This window comes from Microbacterium sp. P03 (assembly GCF_043556235.1).
Classification (GTDB): Bacteria; Actinomycetota; Actinomycetes; order Actinomycetales; family Microbacteriaceae; genus Microbacterium.
In genome coordinates, this window is sequence record NZ_JBIGIM010000004.1 from 93,819 (window position 1) to 116,704 (window position 22,886).

Below are 22,886 nucleotides of genomic sequence, written 5' to 3' on the forward strand. Positions count from 1 at the left end.
CGCCGCAGCACGCGCCCCGCCTAACGTCTCGCCGCGGCCCTGTAAACCCCCGCGCCGGTGTCGCACCCCGCGTCTAGCGTCGAGGACATGACTTCCACGTCCTCTGTATTCGCACCGCACCGCGCCATCGTCACCGCCTCCGATTCCGGCATCGGCCGTGCCACCGCCCTGGCCCTGGCGGACGCCGGAATGGACGTCGGTGTCACGTGGCACAGCGACAAGGAGGGCGCCGAGGAGACGGCGGAGGGGGTGCGCTCCCGCGGCCGGAAGGCGTTCGTCGTGCAGTTCGACGCGACCGACCTCGACGGGGCGGCGGCCGTCATCGACGGGCTCATCGACGACCTGGGCGGCCTCGACGTGTTCGTCAACAACGCCGGCGGCGGCTCGGGCGGCGCGTTCCTCGACCTCTCGGTGGAGGATTGGCGGGCGGATGTCGCGCTCAACCTCGACGGCGCCTTCGTGGGGCTGCAGGCCGCCGCACGGCACATGTCGAAGGCCGACGCAGGCGGGCGACTGATCGCCGTGAGCAGCGTGCACGAGCACGCCCCGCGGGCGGGATCCGCGGCCTACGTCGCCGCCAAGCACGGCCTGGGCGGGCTCATCAAGACGATGGCGCTCGAGCTGGGTGCGCAGGGCATCACGGTCAACGCGGTCGCTCCCGGTGAGATCGCCACACCGCTCAACGACATGACCTCGGAAGAGGCCGAACAGACGCGGCGCCCCGGCATCCCGCTGGCCCGCCCCGGCCGCGCCGAAGAGATCGCCGGAGTCGTCGCCTTCCTCGCCTCCCCGGCCGCGAGCTACGTCAGCGGCGCCAGCTGGGTCGTCGACGGCGGAATGCTGCTGATGGGACCGCAGGCGGGATCGCACCTCGAGAGCGACGACTGGCGTCGCGGCTGACGGCGCGGCGCGAGTGCGACATCGCCCTCAGTTCGCGGGGCCGTCGCCCGACGCGTCGTCGAACTGGCGCTCCCAGTCGCGCAGCTCTTTCCGTCCGCCGATAAGCCCGTCCAGAGAAACCTGGAACTGCAGGCCGCGGCGGGCGTTGACCTGCTTGATGTTCTCGACCAGTTCCTCTGAGACCGCGGTGACGGCGCCGCGGACCTCGTCGATGCGGCCTCCGGGATCGTCCCAGAGGTTCGGGTGGGTCAGGATGTCGAGGAGGTAATCCCGGTCGAGCGCAGCCGTGAGTTTGCGGAGCTTGTCGTCGTATTCGGTGGCGGCGATGCCGCTCTGTTCGTCGTTCCGCCTGCCGAGCCGGGCGAAGAGTTCGGTCACGTTCGCCGCGATCACGGCGATCTCAGCGCCGGTCTGCGCAGCGATCCCATTGCCGCGCGCGCCGACGGCGTCGTATTCGCCGCTGAGCGCCCGAAGCGCCGCGACGTGAGCGCGCATCTCGTCAGGCAGGCCGCGCCCGGCCCCATCGGCCCGCGATCGTCGGCCGCGCACGACGCCCCACGTCACCCCGACCACCGCGACGAGGGCGACGACCACGAGCACGACCCCGATGAGGGGTCCGCCGTCCGACCCAGCCGCCGGCGATGGCTGATCGGAGGCCGCGACCACGCTCTGGATCGTCTCGGTCAGCGCTTGGCCGACGGAAGTGGCAGACCCTTCGGCCTGATTGGCCATGCGCATGGCCTCACCGGCCGGCTCGATCACGCGCGAACCCGCGGACAGGTCGCCACCCACCGCGACGATGATGGTGTCGTACCCGGTGCGTTCGGCGAGCTGCGACACGATCTCGGGTCCGGATGCCTCGAGCGCGGCGTTGTCCGAGAAGACGGCGACGCCGATCGAGGCATCCGAGATCTGCTGCTGCAGGGACGAGGTCAGCGCAGCGGCGCCGTCGACCTCGGAAGAGACGAAGACGTGCCCCTGCGCGAGCCCATCGACCGCATCATCGACATAGCCGCCGGCGTCGGTGAACACGAATCCCATGCTGCGCTCGTCAGAAGTTGTTGATGACGGACGCGAAGACGAGATCGATCTTCTTCGCGTCGGACGCGTCGAACCATTGGCCGCCGGTCGCTTCGGCGATGCGCTGCAGCGCTCCGGTGTCGGCGCCTTCGCCGTACGCGATCGGGAAGATGCGCACCGGTGCGTCGTCGCCGCCTTCGCGCGACGCGGTGCCGATCTTGGCGACCAGCGAATCAAGCGAGATCGCCGAGTCGGTGTCCTGGCCGTCCGACAGCACCACGATCGCGTTGATGCGGCCGGGCTCGGCCCGCGCGGTCATCTCGTCGTAGGCGGCCGAGATCGCGTCGTACAGCGGGGTGCCCTGCCGGTCGGCGAAGCGCAGATCATCGAGCGACGAGCTCAGGGACTCGAGATCGGATGCCAGCGGCGTGACGTCGCGGATGACACCGATTCCGTTGCCCGCCGCCGAGGAGATACCCGTCGTGAACGCCCACACGCCGACGTCGTCGCTTGGGCGGAAGTGGTCGAGGGTGGACTGCGCGCCCTCGATCGCGCCGTCGAGCTTGGAGCGGCCATCGCCGATCGAGTCGTCCATCGACCCCGAGATGTCGATCACTTCGAGTACGGACGAGGGCTTGCGGATCTGCGTCCACTGGTCGATCGCGGCAGACACCACGTCGACGCCGGGACGCGGCAGGGTGATCGCGGGCTGCGCCGGGTCGACGCCGTAATCGGTGGTGAACAGCTCGCCGAGCGGCACCGATTCGTCCAGCGGGCGGAAGCCGAAGCCGGGCAGGATCTTCTGCGCGTCCGCGGTTTGGACGAACGCCGCGAAGGCGGCCCCTGCGGTGCGCTGCTCGTCGGTGACCCACGACGCACCGAGCACGGTGATCGGGTTGTCCGACCACATCGAGCCACCCTTCGGGTAGACCGCGACGAGCTTCTCCTTCGGCGGGGTCAGGGTCTCACCCGGCTGCACGGTGTGCGAGTCGGGGTTGCCCTGGTTGTAGTTCAGCAGCGACGTCTCCTCGAGCGCCACAGCCGAGACGTAGCCCGATCCGCCGGCGCCGTTCTGCGACTCCTCGGCCAGGGTCGTCAGCACCTTGCCCGTGGTGTCGCCGTAGTGGATGACGCATTCCTCGAACACCCGCGAGAACTCGGCCGCCGCCGCGACATCGGCCGTCGTCAGGTCCGATGTCTTTCCGGATGCTTCGTACGACTGCATCAGGATGGCCGAGAGTCCCGTGGTGGAGGTGTTCGGGTTCGTCTTGGAGATCTTGAACGATCCCCAAATGGACTTTCCGACACTGCCCCAACCCTCGGGGTCGGAACAGAGTCGCTCGAGATCGGCGATCCCGATCGGTGTGCCGGGCCAACCGAGGGCCCGCGCCATGGTCTCGGGCACGCCGAACACGACGGGCGTGTGAGTGAAGGACGCGGGCTCGCCGACGAGTGCAGGCGACGCGGCGGCGGCCACACGCTCGGTCCACACGGTCGAGGCCGGCGACCACATCGTGGGCCACCGACGGTTGTCGGCGTCGGGCCAGTCGCCGCCGGCGGTCAGGTTGCGGGTGGCATCGCCGGACGACACGTTGATGGGGCGGACGGTCGCACAGGTGTCGAGCGCCTTCGCCTCGGGTGACTCCTTGAAGGCCGCCGCGAGCGCGTCGAGCATGTTGACCTTCTCCGATGACGTCGCGACGACCACGCTCGTGCAGCCGTCGTCGGCGAAGTCGCCTCGATCGCTTCCGCCGTTGTCGTCGGTTCCGGCGGTGCAGGCACTCAGCGCGAGCGCCATCGTCATCCCCGCGGTGAGCAGGGCAAGACCTCGACGGGGGCGGGACGTGGGTGTCGCCGTGGTGCTGCGGCGCGGCCGGGCTGACATGTGCTCAGCCTATGCGTCGGCTGGGATTCGGGCGATGACTCCGGGCGCTCGAGGCGGCGATGCCGGTATGCTCGTCTGCGTGTTGACCTGTCGTTGTTGTCGCTGAGTGCCTCCGGCACCCCTCCCGCGACCCCGACACCTTCCGCCCCTGCGCGGCAACACCCAAGGATTCCTCTCGTGCGTTACGCCTCCAGCGTGGCCGACCTCGTCGGCAACACTCCTCTCGTCCGGCTCGATCGCGTCACCGACGGCATCGCAGCGACGGTCCTCGCCAAAGTCGAGTACTTCAACCCCGGCGGCTCGTCGAAGGATCGCATCGCCCGCACCATCATCGACGCCGCCGAACGCGACGGCCTCCTGAAGCCCGGCGGCACGATCGTCGAGCCGACGAGCGGCAACACCGGTGTCGGCCTCGCGCTGATCGCCCTGCAGCGCGGCTACCGCATGGTCTTCGTCGTCCCCGACAAGTTCGCGGGCGAGAAGGTCGCGGTACTGCGGGCCTACGGCGCCGAGGTGGTCGTCACCGACACCCGGGTGCCGCCCGAAGACCCCCGTTCCTACTACAGCGTGTCCGACCGCCTGGCCCGCGAGATCCCGGGGGCGTTCAAACCAGACCAGTTCGCGAACCAGAACGGCCCCCGCGGCCATTACGACAGCACCGGGCCCGAGATCTGGCGCGACACCGACGGCCGGGTGACGCACTTCGTGGCGGGCGTCGGCACCGGGGGCACCATCACCGGTACCGGACGTTACTTGCGGGATGCCTCGGCGCAGACGGTGCGGATCGTCGGGGTCGAGCCGGAGGGCTCGCTGTATTCCGGTGGCCCCGTGCACGGGTACGACGTCGAGGGTGTCGGAGAGGACTTCTGGCCCGCGACCTTCGACCCGACCGTGGTGGACGAGTTCCACCGCGTCTCGGATGCGGAGTCGTTCGCGATGACGCGACGCCTGGCGCGTGAGGAGGGACTCCTCGTGGGCGGGTCCAGCGGCATGGCCGTGGTGGGCGCCCTCCGCGCCGCCCGCGACCTGCCCGGCGATGCCGTCGTGGTCGTCCTCCTCCCCGACCACGGACGCAGCTACCTCACCAAGATCTTCGACGACGACTGGATGCGTGACCACGGCTACGACGTCGCCGCCCACGGAGACCGCCACCCCGCGGCATCCGTCCCCCACATCTCTCACGAAGGAGAACACGCATGAGCCAGTCCTCGTCCGCCACCCCCCGCGGCTTCGACACCCGGGCGGTGCACGCGGGTCAGGAGTTCGACCCCACGACCGGGGCCGTCATCCCGCCGGTGCACTTCTCGACGACGTATGCCCAGGACGGCATCGGCGGCCTGCACGCCGGGTACGAGTACGGCCGAAGCGGCAACCCGACGCGCACGGCGCTCGAGGAGCAGCTCGCGGCGATCGAAGGCGGCGCCCACGGGCTGTCGTTCGCGTCTGGCCTCGCCGCGGAGGACGCACTGCTGCGCGCGGTGCTCACGCCGGGTGATGAGGTGCTGCTCAGCAACGACGTCTACGGCGGCACGTACCGCCTGCTCGCCCGCGTGCTCGCCCCCTGGGGCGTGGGGCTGCGGATCGTCGACATGAGCGACCTGAGCGCCGTCGCGGCCGCGCTCGAGGAGCGGCCGGCGCGCATCGTCTGGGTCGAGACGCCGAGCAACCCGCTGCTGCGGATCACCGACATCGCCGGACTCGCCCGGCTCGGCCATCAGGCGGGCGCCCTCGTCGTCGTGGACAACACCTTCGCCTCCCCGGCTCTGCAGAACCCGCTCGCCCTGGGGGCCGACGTCGTCGTGCATTCCACCACCAAGTACCTCGGCGGCCACTCCGACGTGGTCGGTGGCGCCCTCGTGACCAACGATGACGCCCTCGCCGAGCAGGCGAAGTTCCTGCAGTTCGCGGCGGGCGCCGTCTCGGGCCCGCTCGACGCCTGGCTCACCACGCGCGGCATCAAGACCCTCGGCGTGCGCATGCAGCGTCACAGCGAGAACGCGCAGGCGATCGCGGAGTTCCTCTCGGGGCACGACCGCGTCGCGCGGGTGCATTACCCCGGCCTGACGTCCCACCCCGGCCACGATCTGGCGGCGGCGCAGATGTCCCGCTTCGGCGGAATCGTGTCGGTGGAGCTCGCCGACGGCGCCACCGCCCGGCGCTTCGCGGAGTCCACCCGGCTCTTCCAGCTGGCCGAGTCGCTCGGTGGCGTGGAATCGCTCATGAACTACCCCGACGCGATGACGCACGCATCGGTGCGGGGCACCGAACTCGCCGTCCCCGAGGAGCTCGCGCGCCTGTCGGTCGGGATCGAGAGCGTCGACGACCTCATCACCGACCTCGACGAGGCGCTCGCAGGGCTCTGACCAAACCCCGTCGGGCGCGCCTGCTCAGCGCCGGACGGTCTCGCGGGCCACGGTGAAGTCCTCCAGGGCGATCTCGTCGATCTGGACCCCGATCCCGTGCCCGGTCGGCACGCGGACGTGTCCGTCTTCGAGCACCGCCGGTTCGGTGACGATGTCGCGGGCGTAGAAGCGACTCGAGGCCGACACGTCCCCCGGCAGCGTGAAGCCGGGAAGTGCGGCGAGGGCGGCGTTGGCCGCGCGGCCGATACCGGTCTCGAGCATGCCTCCGCACCACACCGGGATCGCGGCATCCCGACACAGATCGTGGATCGCGACCGCCTCGAGATAGCCGCCGACCCGTCCGGCCTTGATGTTGACGACGGATGCCGCCGCCAGGGCCAGCGCGTCGGCAGCGGCCTTGCGCGACACGATCGATTCGTCCAGGCACACCGGGGTGCGCAGCGCCCGGGCGAGGGTGGCGTGGTCGACGATGTCGTCCTCCTGCAGCGGCTGCTCGATCAGGAGGAGATCGAATCGGTCGAGCTCGGCCAGGGTGTCGATGTCGGCGAGCGTGTAGGCCGAGTTCGCGTCGACCTGCAGCGGGATGCCGCCGAATGCCTCGCGCAGCGCGGCCGTCTCGGCGATGTCGCGGCCCGGCTTGATCTTGATCTTGATGCGCACGTAGCCTTCGTCCAGATATCCGCCGACGACGTCGACGAGCGCCGCCGGATCGCGCTGGATGCCGACGCTCACCCCGCTCGGGACCCGGTCGTGCACCGCACCCAGGTATTCGCCGAGCACCCGGCCTTCGGCGCGGAGTCCCGCGTCGAGCACGGCGAGTTCGATCCCCGCCTTCGCCATGCGGTGTCCCACGAACGGCGCGAGTACTCCGGACACCTCCTCCGGCGCGACCGTGCCCTGCGCGAGCAGTGCGGGCACGAGGAATCGACGCGCAACATCCCATGCTCCCTGCGTGTACTCGCTCGAATAGAGCGGCGCCGCCGCGGTGACGATCTCGCCCCATCCCTCGCCGTCGGTCGTCAGCGCGCGCACGACGATCGCTTCGCGCACCTCTTCGGTGCCGAAGCTCGTGGTGAAGGGTGCGACGAGGGGGATCCGGAGCACGCGCAGCTCGAATCCTTCGAGGGAGACGGATGCGGCAGGCCGGGCGATGGGCATGGGCTCAGGCTAGTGGGGCCGGGGACCGGGCGTCGGAGATGCGCCGGAAGCCGGGCCGATCCGCCGAATCCCCCCGGACTTCGGCAGATGCCCGGCTTCCGGCGAGTCCCGTGACCCGGAGGAAGCAGCGATGTGCGCCCGGAGGCCGGGCTGGTCCGTCGATTCCTCCCCAGGTGTCGACGGATGCCCGGCCTCGGGCGGCTCCCTCAGCGCCTCAGAAGGCGGCCAGGTCGCGGACCGGCACGAAGGTGGTGCGCGCGGCGCGCGGCTGGAGGGCCTTCGCGCTGCGACTCACCGACTGCCGTGGAACAGCGGAACCCGGGTTCGACGGATGCATGCGGCGCGTGGCCCGCTCCAGGTATGCCCGCATGTCCATCTCCCGTGTCCGTGACGGCGACCCTGCGGCCGCTCGCGCTTGTTCTTCGGAGACGAGGAGCGATCGGATGGCTCCGTGATACATCGGTGTTCAGATCGATCATCACGGCCGGATGAACAGGTACCCGCGCTCATCGTCGAAGCCGCCGATGACGAGCCCGTCCGCGAGATGACCGAGCACGGCCTCGCGGACGCGGATGCGCCAGGCCGCGGCATCCGATGGCGACTCGTCGCGGAGAGCGGCGATGTCGTGCGGCACCTCGACGGTGGCGACGACCCGGTCACCCGTGGGAGTGGGCACCGGCGGGGCGGCGAGCGCCCACGACACCATGATGCGATCGGACTCGTCGCCGCGGTTCACTCCGTCGTCCATCGGGCCGTACTGGTTGACGAGGTACTCGGTCGCGCGCACCCCCAGCACCCGGAAGTTGAAGTGCGCATTGCGGGAGACGAGCGGATCGAACGTCCAGGTGATGTGTCCGACGTCTCGCGCGAACGCCCATTCCCGCTGATGCTGCTTGATCAGGCGCCCGAGTCCCTGGCTCTGCAGACCCGGCAGCACTCCGGTGATGTGCGAGTGCATCGAGCGGGCTGCGGGTGCGGCGAAGAAGGCGACGGATGCCCCGACCATCGTGTCGCCGTCGTAGAGCCCGACCGCGTAGTTGCCGGCATGGGCGAGCGCGCGCAGCAGGTTCGGCGGCATTCCCGAGCGGTCTCCGCCCCAGACCTCGCCGAGGACCGCGGATGCCTCGAAGACCTGCGCGACGGTGGCGAGCTCGCGGATCTCGAGGGCGGAGGAGGGTTCGTGGTCTGCCATCCCGTCAGTCTGGCACCCGGTCGCGGCCGTCGCCCTCCCCCGGCGTCGCGTTCCCGCCCCGTTCCCTCGTTCGCCTCCCGTTCACCGCGAACCCCTCCCGTTCGCCGCGAACGGTCGCGACATGCCGTCACGACGACGGCGCATACGCTGCATACGGCGCGTCGCGAACGTTCGCGCGGAGGGGCAGCGGAGATCAGGGCGGCGCGCGGGGTTCAGCGCGTCGTCGTGACATGCTCGGCGAACAGCCCGGGCCAGGCCATGATGCCGTACGGGCTGCGGGCCACGACGAGGCGGCTCGAGTCGATCGTCTCGTGCAGCCTGTTGGCGGTCTTCATCGGGTGGGCCTGGTCTCGCGTCCACGCGAGGATGAGCGTCGGCGCCTGGATGCGCGCGATCTGCTTGCGCGGGGGCAGATCTGTCGAGGCGGCGCCGCGCATCACGGTCGGCAGCAGCGCCTCGTCCACCCGCGGACGCGTCTCCGGCGCGTAGGCCAGGGCCGGCGGAACGGGTGCGGTGCTCCCCTGCTCCACGAACGCGCTCAGCCCGAGGCGCTCGACGAGCCGCGCGTTGTCGAGGTAGCGCGCGGCCTGGGCGCGGCGCGTCTTCCAGGCCGTCGGCGGGGTCACGAAGGTGAGGCTCGCGAACCTCTTGGGACGCCGCACCGCTGCGTGCAGCAGCGTGCCGGTGCCCATCGACGGCCCGACGCCGTGCACGCGCTCGTCAGGGGCGACGTGCTCGAGCAGAGCGAGCAGGTCACCCGCCAGGCGATCCCAGCGGTAGTCCGCGGCATCCCTCGTCCCCGTCGAGTTGCCGTGCCCACGGGCGTCGTACCGCAGCACGCGATGGCCGCGCAACGCACGCGACAGGTCGAGTCCGAGCTGCGCGTCGCGGTCGCGCGAGGACGTGAGGCCGTGCAGCTGCACCACCAGCGGACCGGTCTCGCCGGCGATGTCGTAGTCCAGCACGGCGCCGCGGACCTCGAGAGTGGGCAACGGTCCTCCGGGGATGCGGAACGGGCGGGATGTCGCAGAGTCGAAACGTCGTCCATTTAGACTACGGCGCCATGCGCCTCACCAACGTCGCCCTCATCTCCCTGCCTCCGGGCCGGGTGATGAGCTACGGCTTCGATGAGGCGGGGGCGGATGCGGCATCCGTGCCCGTCTCGTTCGATCAGGGGCGTCACGTGGGTGAGGGCGATCGACCCGGATCCTGGATGGCGATCGCCTTCCGTGTGCCGGAGGCGGCCGCGACCCCCCGCGGGCCGGTGACGGATCCGAGCGCCCGCCTACGCGCCGAGCTCGCGACGGCGTGGGACGCCGTCGTCGCCCGGCACGGAACGCTGCGCACGGCCTTCTCGCCCGGCGGAGGTGACGAGGCCGGAGCCGGCGGCGACGCCGTGCGCCTGCATGAGATCCCCCTCGGCCCCGGGCGGTGGCAGGAGCATTCCGCCGCCGACGACGGCGAGGAGGCACGCCGGATCGTCCGGCGGGTGTTCGATGCCCACTGCCGGCCGTTCGCGCGTCCGTCGCACCGGCTGATCGTCGTCGAGCCCCCGCCCGGGGCCGAGAACGGGGGTAACGCCGAGTCCGCCATCGATCCCCGACCCGTCGTATTGATCGGCTCCGACCACTCCCACGTCGACATGTGGTCGCTGCAGGTACTCGTCCGCGACCTCGTCACGTGCCTGGATGACGTGCGCGGGGGGCGGGATCCGGGCGCGGCGCTCGAGCCGGCGACCCCCTTCGCCGTCCACACCGCGCAGCTGGCCGCCGCCGGGCCGGCGCCCGCCGAGGTTCAGCAGCAGTGGGCGGGGGTGCTCGCCCGCGGCGACGGATCGATGCCGGTGTTCCCGATGCCGCTGGGCGACCTGTCGCAACGGCGACCCGAAGTCGTGGAGGTGCACGATCTGCTCGACGCGGCCGAGCTCGACGCCTTCGAGGCACGGGCGGCCGCGGCGGGGGTGCGCCTCATCTCGCTGTCGGTGTCGCTGCTGACGACGGTGACGGCCGAGGTCGCGGCGTCCGCTCTGCGCGCGGTTTTCCCGGTGCACAGCCGGCACGACGAGAGCTGGCACGGGGCGGTCGGCTGGTTCATCACGAACGCGGTGCTGGAGTGCGACGACCCCGACCCCGCCGCGTGCGCGGCGGCCGTGAAGCAGTCCCTCGCGCTCGGGTCCTACCCGCTGGCGCCGATCTTCGGTCCGAGCGGCATGCCCGCGGGGCCGGGGATGTTCGCGCTCTCCTGGCTCGACGCGCGACGGCTGCCGGTGCAGCTGGATGACGCGCTCCGCGTGCAGCACGTGTCAGCGGTGATCCCGACCGACGGGGTGATGGTGTGGTTCATCGTGAACGGGAGCGGGCTGCATCTGCGGGTTCGCTACCCTGACACACCCGAAGCCCGGGCGAGTCTGCGCCGGTGGATCGAGGCGGTCGACGGGGCCTTCCGCGCCTCGGCCCGGGAGGCATCACTCCGCCGATAGCCTGAAGTGATGGGCTCCGGGCGTGACGATCGTAGAAATCTGACCCGGATGCCCCGCCAGGGCGCGGTGATCGCCGTGCTCGCGATCGCGGGGCTCGCGTCGTCGTTCATGTTCACGCTCATGGTGCCGATCCAGTCGAAGCTGCCCGAGTTGCTGCACGCGAGCCGCGAGGACACGGCCTGGGTCGTGACCGCGACGCTGCTCGCGGCCGCGGTCGTGACACCGATCTCGGGGCGCCTCGGCGACATGTACGGCAAGCGGCGGATCGTGCTGGTGCTCGTGGCGGTGATGGTGCTCGGATCGGTCATCGCCGCCCTGTCGCCGGGCATCATCGGAGTGATCGTCGGCCGCGCGCTGCAGGGGGCGATCACCGGCGTGATCCCGCTCGGCATCGCCATCCTGCGCGATGTGCTGCACGAGGAGCGCGTCGACTCCGCGATCGCGCTGATCAGCGCGACGCTGGGCGTGGGAGGCGCGCTCGGCCTGCCGATCAGCGCCGTCATCACCGAATACAGCGACTGGCACGTGCTGTTCTGGATGGCGGCGGGCCTCGGGGCGGTGGTCTTCGTGCTCGTGCTGTGGATCGTCCCGGTGAGCGTGCTGCGCACCGCCGGCCGGTTCGACTTCGTCGGCGCCGCCGGGCTCACCGTCGGACTCGTCGGTCTGCTGCTCGCGATCTCGCGAGGCAACGAGTGGGGCTGGACCTCGCCTGCGGTGCTGGTGTGCGGGGTCGGCGGCGTGGTCGTGCTGCTGGCGTGGGGCTGGTTCGAGCTGCGGATCGCCGAGCCGCTGCTCGATCTCCGCGTCGCCGCGCGCCGACCGGTGCTGCTGACGAACATCGCGTCGATCGCCATGGGCTTCTCGCTGTTCGCCTCGAACGTCGCGTACCCGCAGATGCTCGAGCTGCCCGTCTCGACCGGCGCGGGCTTCGGGCTGTCGCTGGTCGCGGCCAGCCTGATCATCATGCCGTCGGGCCTCGTGATGATGGTGCTCTCGCCCTTTTCGGGCCGCATGGCGCGCACGGTCGGACCCAGACTCCTCCTGGTGCTGGGTGCCATCTCGCTCGTCGCGGCGTACGCGTTCACCCTGGCGTTCTCGTCGGAGGTGTGGCACATCCTGGTCGCGAACATCATCATCGGCGTGGGCATCGGGTTCGGCTATGCCGCGATGCCCATGCTCATCATGCGCTCGGTGCCGCCGTCCGAGACCGGTGCGTCCAACGGCCTCAACGCGCTCTTCCGGTCGTTGGGCACCTCGACCGCGGCGGCGGTCATCGGCGCGGTGCTCGCGTCGTACTCGACCACCCTCGACGGCGTCCAGGTTCCGACGACCACCGCCTTCACGATGTCGTTCGTGCTCGGTCTCGGCGCCGCGGCGATCGCGTTCGTCGTGGCCCTGTTCATCCCCCGCGCCCGTGATCCGCACGAGCGGCACCCGTCCCTGCCCGAAGACAGCAGGCGGGATCCGCCGACGCGCTGAGACACCGGATGCCGCGGCATCCGGCGTCTCGTGTCACCCCACCCGGTGGGCGCGGAGCGCTACTCTGACGCCATGAGCCACGACGACCCACGCGACGTGTCGGCAGCGAGCGGGAAGGATGCCGCGGCCGTGAGCACCGATTCGGCCACGCTCTACGCCGAGAACAAGGGCGACTCCGACACGCGGTTCTTCGGTCAGCCGTTCGCGCTCGCCCATGTGTTCGGCGTGGAGATGTGGGAGCGATTCAGCTTCTACGGCATGCAGGGCATCCTGCTCATCTACCTCTACTACTCCGCCGCCGAGGGCGGTCTCGGCATCGACGAAGGGGTCGCCACCGGGATCGTCGGCGCATACGGCGGAGCGGTCTACCTCGCCACAATCCTCGGAGCGTGGCTGGCCGACCGGCTGCTCGGGTCGGAGCGCGTGCTGTTCTTCAGCGCGATCGTGATCATGGCAGGGCACCTCGCGCTCGCCCTCATTCCCGGGGTCGGCGGCGTGGGGGTCGGGCTCGTGCTGATCGCGATCGGCTCGGGGGGACTCAAGGCCAACGCGACCTCGGTGGTCGGCACGCTCTATTCGCCCGAGGACCCCCGCCGTGATGCGGGCTTCTCGCTCTTCTACCTGGGCATCAACCTCGGGGCGTTCTTCGGGCCGCTGCTGACCGGGCTGCTGCAGACCACCGTCGGCTTCCACTGGGGCTTCGGCCTGGCCGCCGTGGGCATGGCGATCGGACTGGTGCAGTACTCGTTCGGGCGGCGGTCGCTGCCTTCGACGTCGCGCATCATCCCGAACCCGTTGCCGCGGAGCCGCTATCCGCTCATGATCGGGATCGGGCTCGCCGGTATCGCCTTGATCGTGGTGCTGGTCCTCGTCGGCGTGATCCGAGCCGACAACCTGGCGGGCGTCGTCATCCTCTTCACGCTCGGTGCGGCGATCGCCTACTTCATCGTGATCATCGCGTCGCGGCAGATCACCGGTACCGAGCGCTCGCGGGTGCTGGGATTCATCCCGCTGTTCATCGTGAGCGTCGGCTTCTGGTCGCTGTACCAGCAGCAGTTCACGGTGCTGACGATCTACTCCGACAAGAAGCTGGACCGCTCGCTGTTCGGGTGGGAGATGCCGGTCTCCTGGGTGCAGTCGATCAACCCCGTCTTCATCATCATCCTGTCGGGGGTGTTCGCCGCCGTCTGGACCAAGATGAGCTCGCGTCAGCCCTCGACGCCCGTCAAGTTCGGCGTCGGGACGATCATCATGGGTCTCGCGTTCCTGCTGTTCCTGCCCTGGGCGGGCGGCGGACCCAACTCGACTCCGCTGCTGGCGATCGTCGGCATCCTGTTCGTCTTCACGATCGCCGAACTGCTCGTCTCGCCGGTCGGTCTGTCGGTGACGACGAAGCTCGCCCCGGCGCACTTCCACACGCAGATGGTGGCGCTGTTCTTCCTGTCCGTGGCCCTCGGCACGAGCATCGCGGGCTGGCTCGCGCAGTTCTACGACACCGAGAACGAGGTGCCCTACTTCACGGTGCTCGGGTTCATCGCCATCGGGATCGGCATCGCGCTGCTGCTGGCGACGAAGCCGGTGCTGGCCCTGATGCGTGGGGTGCGGTAGCACCCCAGGGGGTCTGGGGCGGAGCCCCGGTGAGTGGGGTGCGGTAGCACCCCAGGGGGTCTGGGGCGGAGCCCCGGTGAGTGGGGTGCGGTAGCACCCCAGGGGGTCTGGGGCGGAGCCCCGGTGAGTGGGGTGCGGTAGCACCCCAGGTGCTCAGCTGAGATCCACCTCGTGCGTGGAGCGCCCGGGAGCGAGGTCCACGGTCCCGAATGCCGTGACGAGTGATGCCGCAACACCGAAAGGCACGGCGACGACGACCGATGCCGCATCCGCCGTCCGATGCCAGTGCACGGCCAGTTCGCCGTACGGTGTGCCGACGTGCGCGCGCACGTCGTCGACCCCGCACGCGAAGTCGGGCTCGATGACGGCGGAGCGGAATCCCGGCGAGGTCGAGCGGATGCCGGCGACCCGACGGTAGAGCCAGTCGTCGACGCTGCCCGGCGCGTAGTGGTTGAAGGACATCGCCCGGATCTCGCCGTCCGGGCCGATCGCATCCCATGCCTCCCAGATGGTCGTCGCACCGTGGTCCACTTCGTAGAGCCAGGACGGCATCTCGCGCTGCCACAGTATCGAGCGGGCGAGGTCTGCGTATCCGGCCTCCCAGAGCACGTCCAGCAGGTACGGGGTGGAGAGGAACCCCGTGTCCAGGCGGTGGCCGTTCTCGCGGACGAGCTGCGCGAGACGCGCCGCCGTGCGGGGGCGCAGGGCCGGCGGCACCATGTCGAACGCCAGCGCCAGCACGTACACGCCCTGCAGTCGCACGGGCAGATCGCCCTCCGCGTCGACGTATTCGGCGGCGAAGGCCGCGCGCACGGCCGCCGCATCGTCGCGCAGCTCCGCGGCATGCGCGTGGCGATCGAGGACGGTCGCCACAGACGCGGCGACCGTGAGGGTCTGCGCCTGGAACATCGGGGCCACGTACTCGCTCGTCAGGGCCGGGGCGATGCCGATGGCCTCGTGGATCGGGCGCCCTGCCATCGTGGACGGGGTGAGCCAGTCGCCGAAGTGGTCGCCGGTGTTGAAGAGCAGGGCCTGTGCACGGCGTCGGTCGTCCTCGAGTTCTTCGTCGGCGAGCCGTGCGGGAAGCTCCGCCGCGGCCACCGCACGCTGGAATCCGATCCACCGCAGCATCGCGTCGACGTTCTCCTCGAGCACCCGCCGGTCGCCGTACCGCTCGTAGAGCGTCCACGGCACGAAGGCGATCGCGTCGCTCCAGCCCGCGGCGGCCACGATCGCGCCGATCCCCTGCGCGTTCGCGGCCGCCTCGGCATCGAAGGGCGACCGGGGGGAGAAGATCGGCACCCGGCCGTCGTCCAGCTGGTCGGCGCGCAGGTTCTCGAGCCAGCGCGAGAGGAAAGGAGCGATCTGCGCGTTGTTGGTCGCGGCTCCGGCGAACGCCTGGATGTCCCCCGTCCAGCCGGCGCGTTCACGTTGCGGGCAGTCCATCGGCACGGAGAGGAAGTTGCCGCGCTGGCTCCACACCACGTTCTGATGCAGTCGGTCGAGGCGGGCATCGGATGCCGCGAACGACCCGGTCTGCGCAAGATCGCTCGCGATCACCACCGCCACGATGTCTGCGAGCACGAGAGGCCCCCGCAGACCGCTCACCCGGGCGTAGCGGAATCCGTGGAACGTGAACTCCGGCTCCCACTGCTCGTCCCCACCGGCCGCGATGAACACGTCCGTCTGCTCTTTGTTGATGCCCGCGATGTTCGTGAACCACGTCCCTTCGGCGGCGAGCGTCTCGGTGTGCTCGATCGTGATCTGCTGCCCCGGCTCGGCGCCCTGCACGCGCAGTCGTACCCGGCCGGCGATCACCTGGCCGAAGTCGACGATCGTCCCGTCCGCCGTGTCGTCGGCGCTCACGGCGGGGAGTTCGAGCACGCGCCTCATCGGTTCGCCCGCGAAGGGACGGAGGACGTCATGATCGCCGTCGAGCGCGGCCACCGGCATCCATCCCCCATCGTCGAAACCCGCGAGATCCCACCCCGCCGGCACCCGTCGGCGGTCGTAGCGCTCGCCGACGAAGAGGTCGGCGTACGCCCACGGGCCGGGTGCGCTGCGGACGTCGGGTCCCGATGCCACGACCTCGGTGGTGCCGTCGACGTATTCGAGATGCAGCTGCCAGATCGCCGAGACCCGGGTGCCGAACTGGGCGCTCGATCCGGTGAGGCCGAGGCGTCCGGCCCACCAGCCGTCGGCCAACGCGATGCCGAGGACGTTCTCGCCTTCGACGAGGGCGGCGGAGATGTCGTACGCCTGCACGGAGATGCGACGCTCGTACGCGTCGGCCCCGGGCGCGAGCACCTGGTCGTCGGCGCGGCGGCCGTTCACGGAAGCCGAGTAGACACCCCGTGCCGTCGCGTAGAGGCGCGCGCGCACCAGCTCTTCCCGCACGACGAAGGGCTGTCGCAGCAGCTGTGGCGGGCGAAGTCGGTCCTCAGGCGGCGACTCCGGACCACCTCCGCGGATCCAGTCGACGATGCTCCATCGCTCGACCACCGCATCCTGCTGGACCGGTTCGACCCAGGAGGCGACCCAGTCCGCGGCATCCCACAGTCCCGTGCCGAAGGAGGACGACGCCCACGGCGTCCACGCGCCCTCGGCGCAGCTGCGCACACGCCAGGTGTAGTCGGTGTCGGAACGCAGCGGTTCGCCGCCGTACTCGAGGAGCGACGTCTCGGCGCTGTACCGATGGCCGGAGGCCCAGACGATACGGCCGGTGACGGTCGCCACCTCGAGTTCGAACGCTTCTTGCGCGTGATCGACGATCCACGAGAACCGCGGCACACGCGTCGCCACGGCGATCGGCCGGCTCAGGTACTCGACGCGCAGATCGCGCGCAGTGCGCGGGTTCATCATGGTGCGACCGTCTCAGCGCGCGGCGGTGAACCGGGTCGTGAGGGTGCCGAGACCCTCGATCTCGCTGACGAGCACGTCGTCGGGGCCGATGAACCGCTGCGGGGTGCGCCGGTTGCCGATGCCCGACGGTGTCCCCGAGAAGATCATGTCGCCCGGCAGCAGAGTGCAGACGGCCGAGAGGCGCACCAGCAGCTCCGGCACGTCGTAGAGCATCATCGACGTGCGCGAGGACTGCATCCCCTCGTCCGACAGGCTGCAGGCGATCGAAAGGTCGTCTTTTCCGTGCACCTCGTCGGGCGTCACCAGCCACGGGCCGGTCGGGCCGAAGCCGGGGAACGACTTGGCCAGGCTGAACTGCGGAGCCGCGCCCTGCATCTGCGTGATGCGCTCCGAGAGGTCCTGACCGATCGTGAGACCCGCGACGTGTTCCCACGCGCTCTCGCGATCGAGGTGGAACGCTTCGCGGCCGATGACCACGACGAGCTCGACCTCCCAGTCGACGTGACCCTCCGGCAGTTCGACGACCGCGCGGGGGCCGACGATCGACGACGGGAACTTGGTGAAGGTCACGGGCATGCCGTCCGGCGGATAGCCCGCCTCCGCCGCATGCTCGGCGTAGTTGAGGCCGATCGCGAACACCTGGCGCGGGCGCGGGACGGGCGCGTCGAGCGCCTCGACGTCAAACGGCACCCGGGCGACGGATGCTGCGGCATCCGTCGCCTCGAATTCCTGCGCCCACCGTGAGAACGCGGGCCAGTCATCGAAGAGCGTCTGCGGATCGGGACCGAAGCGCCCGTCGGAGGCCTGCTGCACGTCGACGGCACCGGTATGCGTCGCCGCGCCCTTCGGGATCAGGAGGGCCCGACCATCCAGATTCGCGATCTTCACGATGTCGTCCTACCAGTCCACGCGCTGCGGGGCGGGCTCGCCGTAGCGCTCCTCCCAGCCGATGACCTTGTTGCGCAGCGTGCCGATGCCCGTGATCTCGGCCTCGATCTGATCGCCGGGTTTCAGGTAGAACTCGAACGGGTCGGGCTGAACGGCGGCCACGCCGGAGATCGTTCCGGTGGTGATGATGTCGCCTGCGCTGTAGATCTGCGGCGAGTGATACGCGACCAGGTGGGGGAATCTGATGCGCGTCTGATTCGTGTTGCCCTGCTGACGGACTTCGCCGTTCACGCGCAGCTGCATCGGAAGCTCGTGCATGTCGGGAACTTCGTCGCGTGTGACGATCCACGGACCGATCGGGTTGAAGGTGTCGATGCCCTTGCTGAAGGAGAACACCCCCGACTCCATCTCCTTGCGCTGGATGTCGCGGGCGGTGATGTCGTTGAACACCGTGAATCCGGCGATGTAGTCATCGGCTTCGTCGGGTCCGAGAACTTGCCCGACTTTCCGATGATGATCGCGAGCTCCAGCTCGTAGTCGAGCTCCTTCGTCAGCCCCTCGGGGTAGACGATCTCGTCTTCGGGGCCGATGATCGCGTCGACGTTCTGGAAGAACACGATGCCTTTGTGCACCGGGTGCGACCAGTCGACCGCCGTGAGCTCCTTGTGGTGGTCGGCGAAGTTGCCCGCCGTGTGGAAGAACTTCTTGGGGCGGATGGGCGCCTCGAGAGTGACGTCCGCGTACCGCAGACGCTCGCCCGTCTCCCGCACGTCGCCTCCACGCTCGAAGTACTCGCGAGTAGAGGGCACGTCGAGTTCGATGACGGTGTTCTCTTCGAGTTCCAGGCGGCCCACGCGGCCGCCGTCGAAGGTGATGAGTTTCATGATTCTCCTTGGTTCGGGGGTGTGATGAGCGCTTAAGCGCCGACCATGTTGAAGCCGCCATCGGCCAGCATGTATCCGCCCGTCAGATGTGCGGCCTCGTCGGTGGCGAGCCACAGGCAGGCGCCGGCGACGAACTCGGGGGGCGGGATGACGCCCATCGGCGTCTGTGAGAGCAGCACTTCGCGGCGGCCGCCCTTCCAGTCCTCGCGGTTCAGCAGCCGCTCGGTCTCCATGAAGCCGGGGGCGAAGGTGTTGACCCGCACGGCCGGTGCGAAGGCCTTGGCGTAGGACTTCGTTATCCCGAGGATCGCGTACTTGGCGGCGGCGTACTGCGGAGCGCGGGCAGACCCTCGGACGATGACGGTCGAGCCCACCTGGACGATGTTGCCGTGCCCCTGAGCGAGCATCCGCTCGCCGAACTCGTGCGTCATGAGCAGGGTGCCCTTCACGTCGATGTCGATCACCGCATCGAGCGCCTCCTGGGTCAGCTGGTCCCAGGCCATCTGCTCGCTCGAGACGTCGCCGACGTTATTGACCAGCACGTCGAGCGTCCCGAAAGCCGCGAAAACCTCGTCGGCCATTCTCTTTATCGCCTCCCACGAACCGATGTCGGCCTGCACGAGGATGCCGTCGCTGCCCGCCTCGCGGATGCGCTCGAGCGTGGCCTCGGCGCCGGCCTTCGACGAGCGGTAGTGCACCGCCACGGTGGCACCCTCCTGCGCGGCGCGGACCGCGATCTCGGCGCCGAACCCGGTGCCGGCACCGGTGACGAGGACGGTCTTGCCGGCGAACCGGGGAAAGATCTGAGTCATGCGTGCTCTCCTTCTGTGGTGCGTGGTTTCAGACCAGCGTGCGTCCGCCGTCGATGTACATCACGTGGCCGGTGATGAAGCCGGCGTGACGTGACGACAGGAACAGCGCCGGTCCGGTCAGTTCGTCGGGGGTGCCGAGTCGTCCGGCCGGCACGAGACTCTCGAGGTTCTCGCGCTTACCCGGCTTGGCGAGCTCGCCGGCGGTGAGCGGTGTCTCGATGTAACCGGGGGCCAGAGCATTGACGGTCACTCCCGACGCCGCCCATTCCCGGGCCATCACGCGCAGCAGCTGATTGATGCCGCCCTTGGACGCCGCGTACGGACCATGGGAATGATGTGCGAGCAGGCCTGACACGCTGGAGAGCGCGAGCACTCGGCCCGACCCCTGCGCGACCATGTGACGACCCGCCGCCTGGGCGAGACCGAAGAGCGTCGAGAGGTTCACCCGCAGGATGTGGTCCCACTCCTCCTCGGTGAATTCGAGGATGGGGCGCCGGTCGTTGATGCCCACCGCGTGCAGCAGCACATCGAGGCCCCCGAGCTGGGCGACCGCTTCGGCGACGACGCGCGGGCCCGAGCCGTGCTCGGTGAGGTCGGCCGGTATCAGCGCGTGGCGCGTGCCGAGCGCCTCGAACTGTGCACCGAGGGCGTCCAGGGCCCGCTGGTCGCGATCGACGACGGCGACGGATGCCCCGGCTCCGGCATACGCGAGAGCGCAGGCGCCACCGATGCCGCCGGCGCCGGCGATCAGCACACGCGCGCCGCGCAGCCCGAGCCAGTCGTCCGACACGAGCGCAGCGGAGCCGGTCTCGGGAGTGCCCGAGGTCACAGGCGTGATCGACATCGACGCCTCCTTGCCATTCGCTTGGTCTTCATCCAGCAAAAGTTGCTTTCGCTGTATGAATCTATCGGCAGCGGATCGGGGATGTCAATCCGAGAGGCCGGCTGCCATCAGAGCAAGTGTGTGCTCCGCGGCGGGGTCGCCGATCTCGTTAAGATATCCGTGCAGCGCCCCGCGCTCCTTCACGAGGGTGACGTCGACCCCGGCGAGCGCGAGATCGGCGGCGAACGCTTCTCCCGACGTGCGCAGCCGGTCGCGTTCGGCGGTGACGATGAGCGTGCGGGGCATCCCTCGCATGTCGTGTCCGCCGGGAAACGCGTACACCTCGTCGGCGGAGGCGCCGCCGAGGTAGCCCGAGTTGATCGCGCGGGTCGCTTCGGGCGGGAAGGTGAGCGCGGCCGGCAGCCCCTCCATGAGGGAGAGCAGCTCGACGTCGGCCTCCGGTAGCGGAGAGTGCAGCACCGGGTAGACGAGCATCAGCGCGGCGGGCGCCGGTCCCGCAGCATCCCGCAACCTGACGGCGGCGCCCGCCGAGAGGTTTCCTCCCGCACTGGCACCCCCCAGCGACACCCGATCCGGGTCGCCTCCCCATTGCGTCGCGTGGTCGCGGGCCCAGGTGAACGCGGCGGCCGTCTGCAGCGACGCCGTCGGGTAGGGCGAGCGCAGACCCGCCGCCGCGATCTCGGCGGCGAATTCCTCCGAGCTCGGGCCGGGTGTGTTCTCGCCGGGCGCAGGCAGCCCCGCGAGGCCATCGAGGGGAGCGAGCGTGTAGTCGACCGAGACCACGGTCGTCCCCTCCGCACTCAACCGGCGGCCCACTTCGTCGGCTTCAGGCATGTCGATCGTGCCGAACATGAAGGCTCCGCCGTGCAGCCAGACCAGCACCGAGCCGTTCGGCTCGGTGGCCGGGTAGACCCGCACCCCGAAGTCGAAACCATGGGCGTGCAGTGTGTGGTCGGTCGTCTTCGACATGAGATCTCCTTCGAACTCCGCATGTACGGATCATTGTGGCGTGGTTTACTGAAAGAAAGCTACTTTTGCCAGCTGAACTCGAGCCACACCGCCGGCGAGCGCAGGACTCACGACGACGAAGGAGACGGGATCGATGGCGCCCCGCATCAGACCACTCACACCCGCCGAGCTCGACGCCGACCAGGCCCTGCTCTACGCCGCGATCGTGGGTGGGCCCCGGGCGCAGGGGCCGCAGCATTTCGCGCTCACCGCAGCAGATGGGTCGCTCCGGGGACCGTTCGACATCATGCTGCGCTCGCCTGCCCTCGGAACGGCGCAGCAGGAGCTCGGTGCATCCATTCGCTACCGGACGAAGCTCGCCGACCGTGAGCGGGAACTCGCGATCCTGCTGGTCGCCGCCCACGAGGACAGCGACTTCGAACGGGAGTCGCACGAAGCGGTCGCGCGGGCTCTCGGGTTCGAGGACGACGAGCTCTCCGCTATCCGGTCGTTCGATGTCTCGGCGTTCGCCGGTCGTGAGGCGGTGGTCGGGAGAGCCGTCGTCGCATTGCTGGACGGAGACCTCTCCGACGACGAGTGGGATGCGGCATCCGCTCTTCTCGGCGTCGACGGGGTGTTCGAGCTGACGGCCCTCGTGGGCTACTACGCGACACTGGCGCTGCAGCTGCGGGTGTTCCGTGTCCGGTGAGATTGCACCTGTTGTCGTCAGGAGATACGGTTTCACTCCATGAAAGCTGACGAAGAGGCTGCGCCCGCCGATTCCGCGAAGACCGGCAGCCGGTACCGCATCGAGGCGCTCGCCAAGGGGCTCGACGTCCTGCGCCTGTTCGACGAATCGGTCACGTCGCTGAAGCTCCGGGAGATCTGCGACCGCACGGGCATCCCGATGCCGACCGCGTTCCGCGTCGTCGCCACCCTCGAGGAGGGGGGCTATCTCGAGCGCCTGCCCGATGGGAGCATCCGTCCCGGTGTCGCCGTGCTGCTTCTCGGTTCGGCGGCACTGCGCGGATCGAGCATCGTGCAGCTGAGCGAGCAGCCCCTGCGCCATCTCGCGGAGGAGTCGGGCGAAACCGTCAACCTCGGTGTGCTGGTGGGCGATCAGGTGCTCTATCTCGCGCGCCTGCGCAACTCCGACCTCGTGACCGCGAACATCCAGGTGGGCTCGACGCTGCCGGCCGCCTACACGTCGATGGGCAAGCTGCTGCTGGCCTACCTGCCCGACGCGGGACTCGCCGCGGCCCTGGCAGGTCATGACTTCGCGACGGATGCCGGACCCAACGCGGCCCGTTCGCTCGACGAACTGCGCGAGAGACTGGCGCTGATCCGCGAACAGGGGTACTCGCTGCAGGACCAGGAGGTCGCGGCGGGGCTGCGGTCGGTGTCGGTGCCCGTCTTCGGACGCGATCCGTACCGGCCCGCGGCGGCGATCAACATCGCCGTCGCCTCGTCCCGTCACGACGTCGCCGCCCTGCGCGGGCCGCTCTTGACGCGGCTGCAGAAGACGGCGGACGACATCTCCCGGCTGCTGCGCGCGACCTGATCC

19 protein-coding genes and 1 pseudogene are annotated in these 22,886 nt (G+C 69.8%); 8 read left to right on the forward strand and 12 right to left on the reverse strand.

Annotated elements, in window-relative coordinates:
• The first annotated feature begins 87 nt into the window (after window positions 1–87).
• Entirely contained in the window at window positions 88–900 is an 813-nt protein-coding gene (locus tag ACFXOO_RS11765; RefSeq protein ID WP_394563683.1) for an SDR family oxidoreductase, read from the forward strand.
• A gap of 27 nt (window positions 901–927) precedes the next feature.
• Here ACFXOO_RS11765 and ACFXOO_RS11770 read toward each other — a convergent pair whose 3' ends face one another.
• Both ACFXOO_RS11770 and ACFXOO_RS11775 read right to left on the reverse strand, forming a co-directional pair.
• Window positions 928–1,941 carry a hypothetical protein gene (locus ACFXOO_RS11770; RefSeq protein ID WP_394563684.1) on the reverse strand — a complete coding sequence of 338 codons (1,014 nt, stop codon included), beginning with the start codon at window positions 1,939–1,941 and terminating at the stop codon, window positions 928–930.
• Window positions 1,942–1,951: 10 nt separating this feature from the next.
• Window positions 1,952–3,805 carry a substrate-binding domain-containing protein gene (locus ACFXOO_RS11775; protein ID WP_378843181.1) on the reverse strand — a complete coding sequence of 618 codons (1,854 nt, stop codon included), beginning with the start codon at window positions 3,803–3,805 and terminating at the stop codon, window positions 1,952–1,954.
• Between the two features lie 177 nt (window positions 3,806–3,982).
• Here ACFXOO_RS11775 and ACFXOO_RS11780 point away from each other — a divergent pair, with 177 nt between their 5' ends.
• Entirely contained in the window at window positions 3,983–5,005 is a 1,023-nt protein-coding gene (locus ACFXOO_RS11780; protein WP_394563685.1) for a pyridoxal-phosphate dependent enzyme, read from the forward strand.
• A complete protein-coding gene (locus tag ACFXOO_RS11785; protein ID WP_394563686.1) occupies window positions 5,002–6,168 on the forward strand; it encodes a cystathionine gamma-synthase in 1,167 nt (388 codons plus the stop codon). Before ACFXOO_RS11780 ends, ACFXOO_RS11785 begins: the two co-directional genes overlap by 4 nt.
• A 24-nt stretch (window positions 6,169–6,192) precedes the next feature.
• On the opposite strand, the gene menC is transcribed toward ACFXOO_RS11785, so the two are convergent.
• The 4 genes from menC to ACFXOO_RS11805 form a co-directional block, all read right to left on the reverse strand.
• Window positions 6,193–7,326: an o-succinylbenzoate synthase gene (gene menC, locus ACFXOO_RS11790; RefSeq protein WP_394563687.1), complete on the reverse strand. Its 1,134-nt coding sequence runs from the start codon at window positions 7,324–7,326 to the stop codon at window positions 6,193–6,195.
• A 214-nt stretch (window positions 7,327–7,540) separates the two neighbouring features.
• The gene (locus ACFXOO_RS11795; protein ID WP_378843173.1) at window positions 7,541–7,696 is read right to left on the reverse strand and encodes a hypothetical protein; all 156 of its coding nucleotides are present in this window, start codon (window positions 7,694–7,696) and stop codon (window positions 7,541–7,543) included.
• Between the two features lie 108 nt (window positions 7,697–7,804).
• Complete coding sequence (locus tag ACFXOO_RS11800) at window positions 7,805–8,518, reverse strand: GNAT family N-acetyltransferase (protein ID WP_378843171.1); 714 nt, start codon at window positions 8,516–8,518, stop codon at window positions 7,805–7,807.
• A gap of 212 nt (window positions 8,519–8,730) precedes the next feature.
• Window positions 8,731–9,510: an alpha/beta fold hydrolase gene (locus ACFXOO_RS11805; protein ID WP_378843169.1), complete on the reverse strand. Its 780-nt coding sequence runs from the start codon at window positions 9,508–9,510 to the stop codon at window positions 8,731–8,733.
• 71 nt (window positions 9,511–9,581) lie between these two features.
• Between ACFXOO_RS11805 and ACFXOO_RS11810 the strand changes: the two genes are divergently transcribed.
• The 3 genes from ACFXOO_RS11810 to ACFXOO_RS11820 all read left to right on the forward strand — a co-directional run bounded on the left by ACFXOO_RS11810 (window position 9,582) and on the right by ACFXOO_RS11820 (window position 14,084).
• On the forward strand, window positions 9,582–10,997 hold the full coding sequence (locus ACFXOO_RS11810) for a peptide synthetase (RefSeq protein WP_394563688.1): 1,416 nt from the start codon (window positions 9,582–9,584) through the stop codon (window positions 10,995–10,997).
• A gap of 48 nt (window positions 10,998–11,045) precedes the next feature.
• Window positions 11,046–12,476 carry an MFS transporter gene (locus ACFXOO_RS11815; RefSeq protein WP_394563689.1) on the forward strand — a complete coding sequence of 477 codons (1,431 nt, stop codon included), beginning with the start codon at window positions 11,046–11,048 and terminating at the stop codon, window positions 12,474–12,476.
• Between the two features lie 72 nt (window positions 12,477–12,548).
• The gene (locus ACFXOO_RS11820; protein ID WP_378843163.1) at window positions 12,549–14,084 is read left to right on the forward strand and encodes a peptide MFS transporter; all 1,536 of its coding nucleotides are present in this window, start codon (window positions 12,549–12,551) and stop codon (window positions 14,082–14,084) included.
• Window positions 14,085–14,237: 153 nt separating this feature from the next.
• On the opposite strand, the gene ACFXOO_RS11825 is transcribed toward ACFXOO_RS11820, so the two are convergent.
• The 6 genes and pseudogenes from ACFXOO_RS11825 to ACFXOO_RS11850 all read right to left on the reverse strand — a co-directional run bounded on the left by ACFXOO_RS11825 (window position 14,238) and on the right by ACFXOO_RS11850 (window position 21,343).
• The gene (locus ACFXOO_RS11825) at window positions 14,238–16,946 is read right to left on the reverse strand and encodes a family 78 glycoside hydrolase catalytic domain (RefSeq protein WP_394563690.1); all 2,709 of its coding nucleotides are present in this window, start codon (window positions 16,944–16,946) and stop codon (window positions 14,238–14,240) included.
• 12 nt (window positions 16,947–16,958) lie between these two features.
• Window positions 16,959–17,834 carry a fumarylacetoacetate hydrolase family protein gene (locus ACFXOO_RS11830; protein ID WP_394563691.1) on the reverse strand — a complete coding sequence of 292 codons (876 nt, stop codon included), beginning with the start codon at window positions 17,832–17,834 and terminating at the stop codon, window positions 16,959–16,961.
• 9 nt (window positions 17,835–17,843) lie between these two features.
• A pseudogene (locus ACFXOO_RS11835) lies at window positions 17,844–18,718 on the reverse strand (fumarylacetoacetate hydrolase family protein).
• A gap of 32 nt (window positions 18,719–18,750) precedes the next feature.
• Window positions 18,751–19,530 carry an SDR family NAD(P)-dependent oxidoreductase gene (locus tag ACFXOO_RS11840; RefSeq protein WP_378843156.1) on the reverse strand — a complete coding sequence of 260 codons (780 nt, stop codon included), beginning with the start codon at window positions 19,528–19,530 and terminating at the stop codon, window positions 18,751–18,753.
• A gap of 28 nt (window positions 19,531–19,558) precedes the next feature.
• Window positions 19,559–20,374, reverse strand: coding sequence for an SDR family NAD(P)-dependent oxidoreductase (locus ACFXOO_RS11845; RefSeq protein WP_394563692.1), 816 nt, complete (start codon window positions 20,372–20,374; stop codon window positions 19,559–19,561).
• Window positions 20,375–20,458: 84 nt separating this feature from the next.
• Window positions 20,459–21,343 (reverse strand): alpha/beta hydrolase, encoded by an 885-nt coding sequence (locus ACFXOO_RS11850; protein ID WP_394563693.1) that lies wholly within the window; start codon window positions 21,341–21,343, stop codon window positions 20,459–20,461.
• A 133-nt stretch (window positions 21,344–21,476) separates the two neighbouring features.
• Here ACFXOO_RS11850 and ACFXOO_RS11855 point away from each other — a divergent pair, with 133 nt between their 5' ends.
• Both ACFXOO_RS11855 and ACFXOO_RS11860 read left to right on the forward strand, forming a co-directional pair.
• Entirely contained in the window at window positions 21,477–22,031 is a 555-nt protein-coding gene (locus tag ACFXOO_RS11855) for a carboxymuconolactone decarboxylase family protein (protein WP_394563694.1), read from the forward strand.
• Window positions 22,032–22,070: 39 nt separating this feature from the next.
• Complete coding sequence (locus ACFXOO_RS11860; protein ID WP_394563695.1) at window positions 22,071–22,883, forward strand: IclR family transcriptional regulator; 813 nt, start codon at window positions 22,071–22,073, stop codon at window positions 22,881–22,883.
• Window positions 22,884–22,886: the final 3 nt, after the last annotated feature.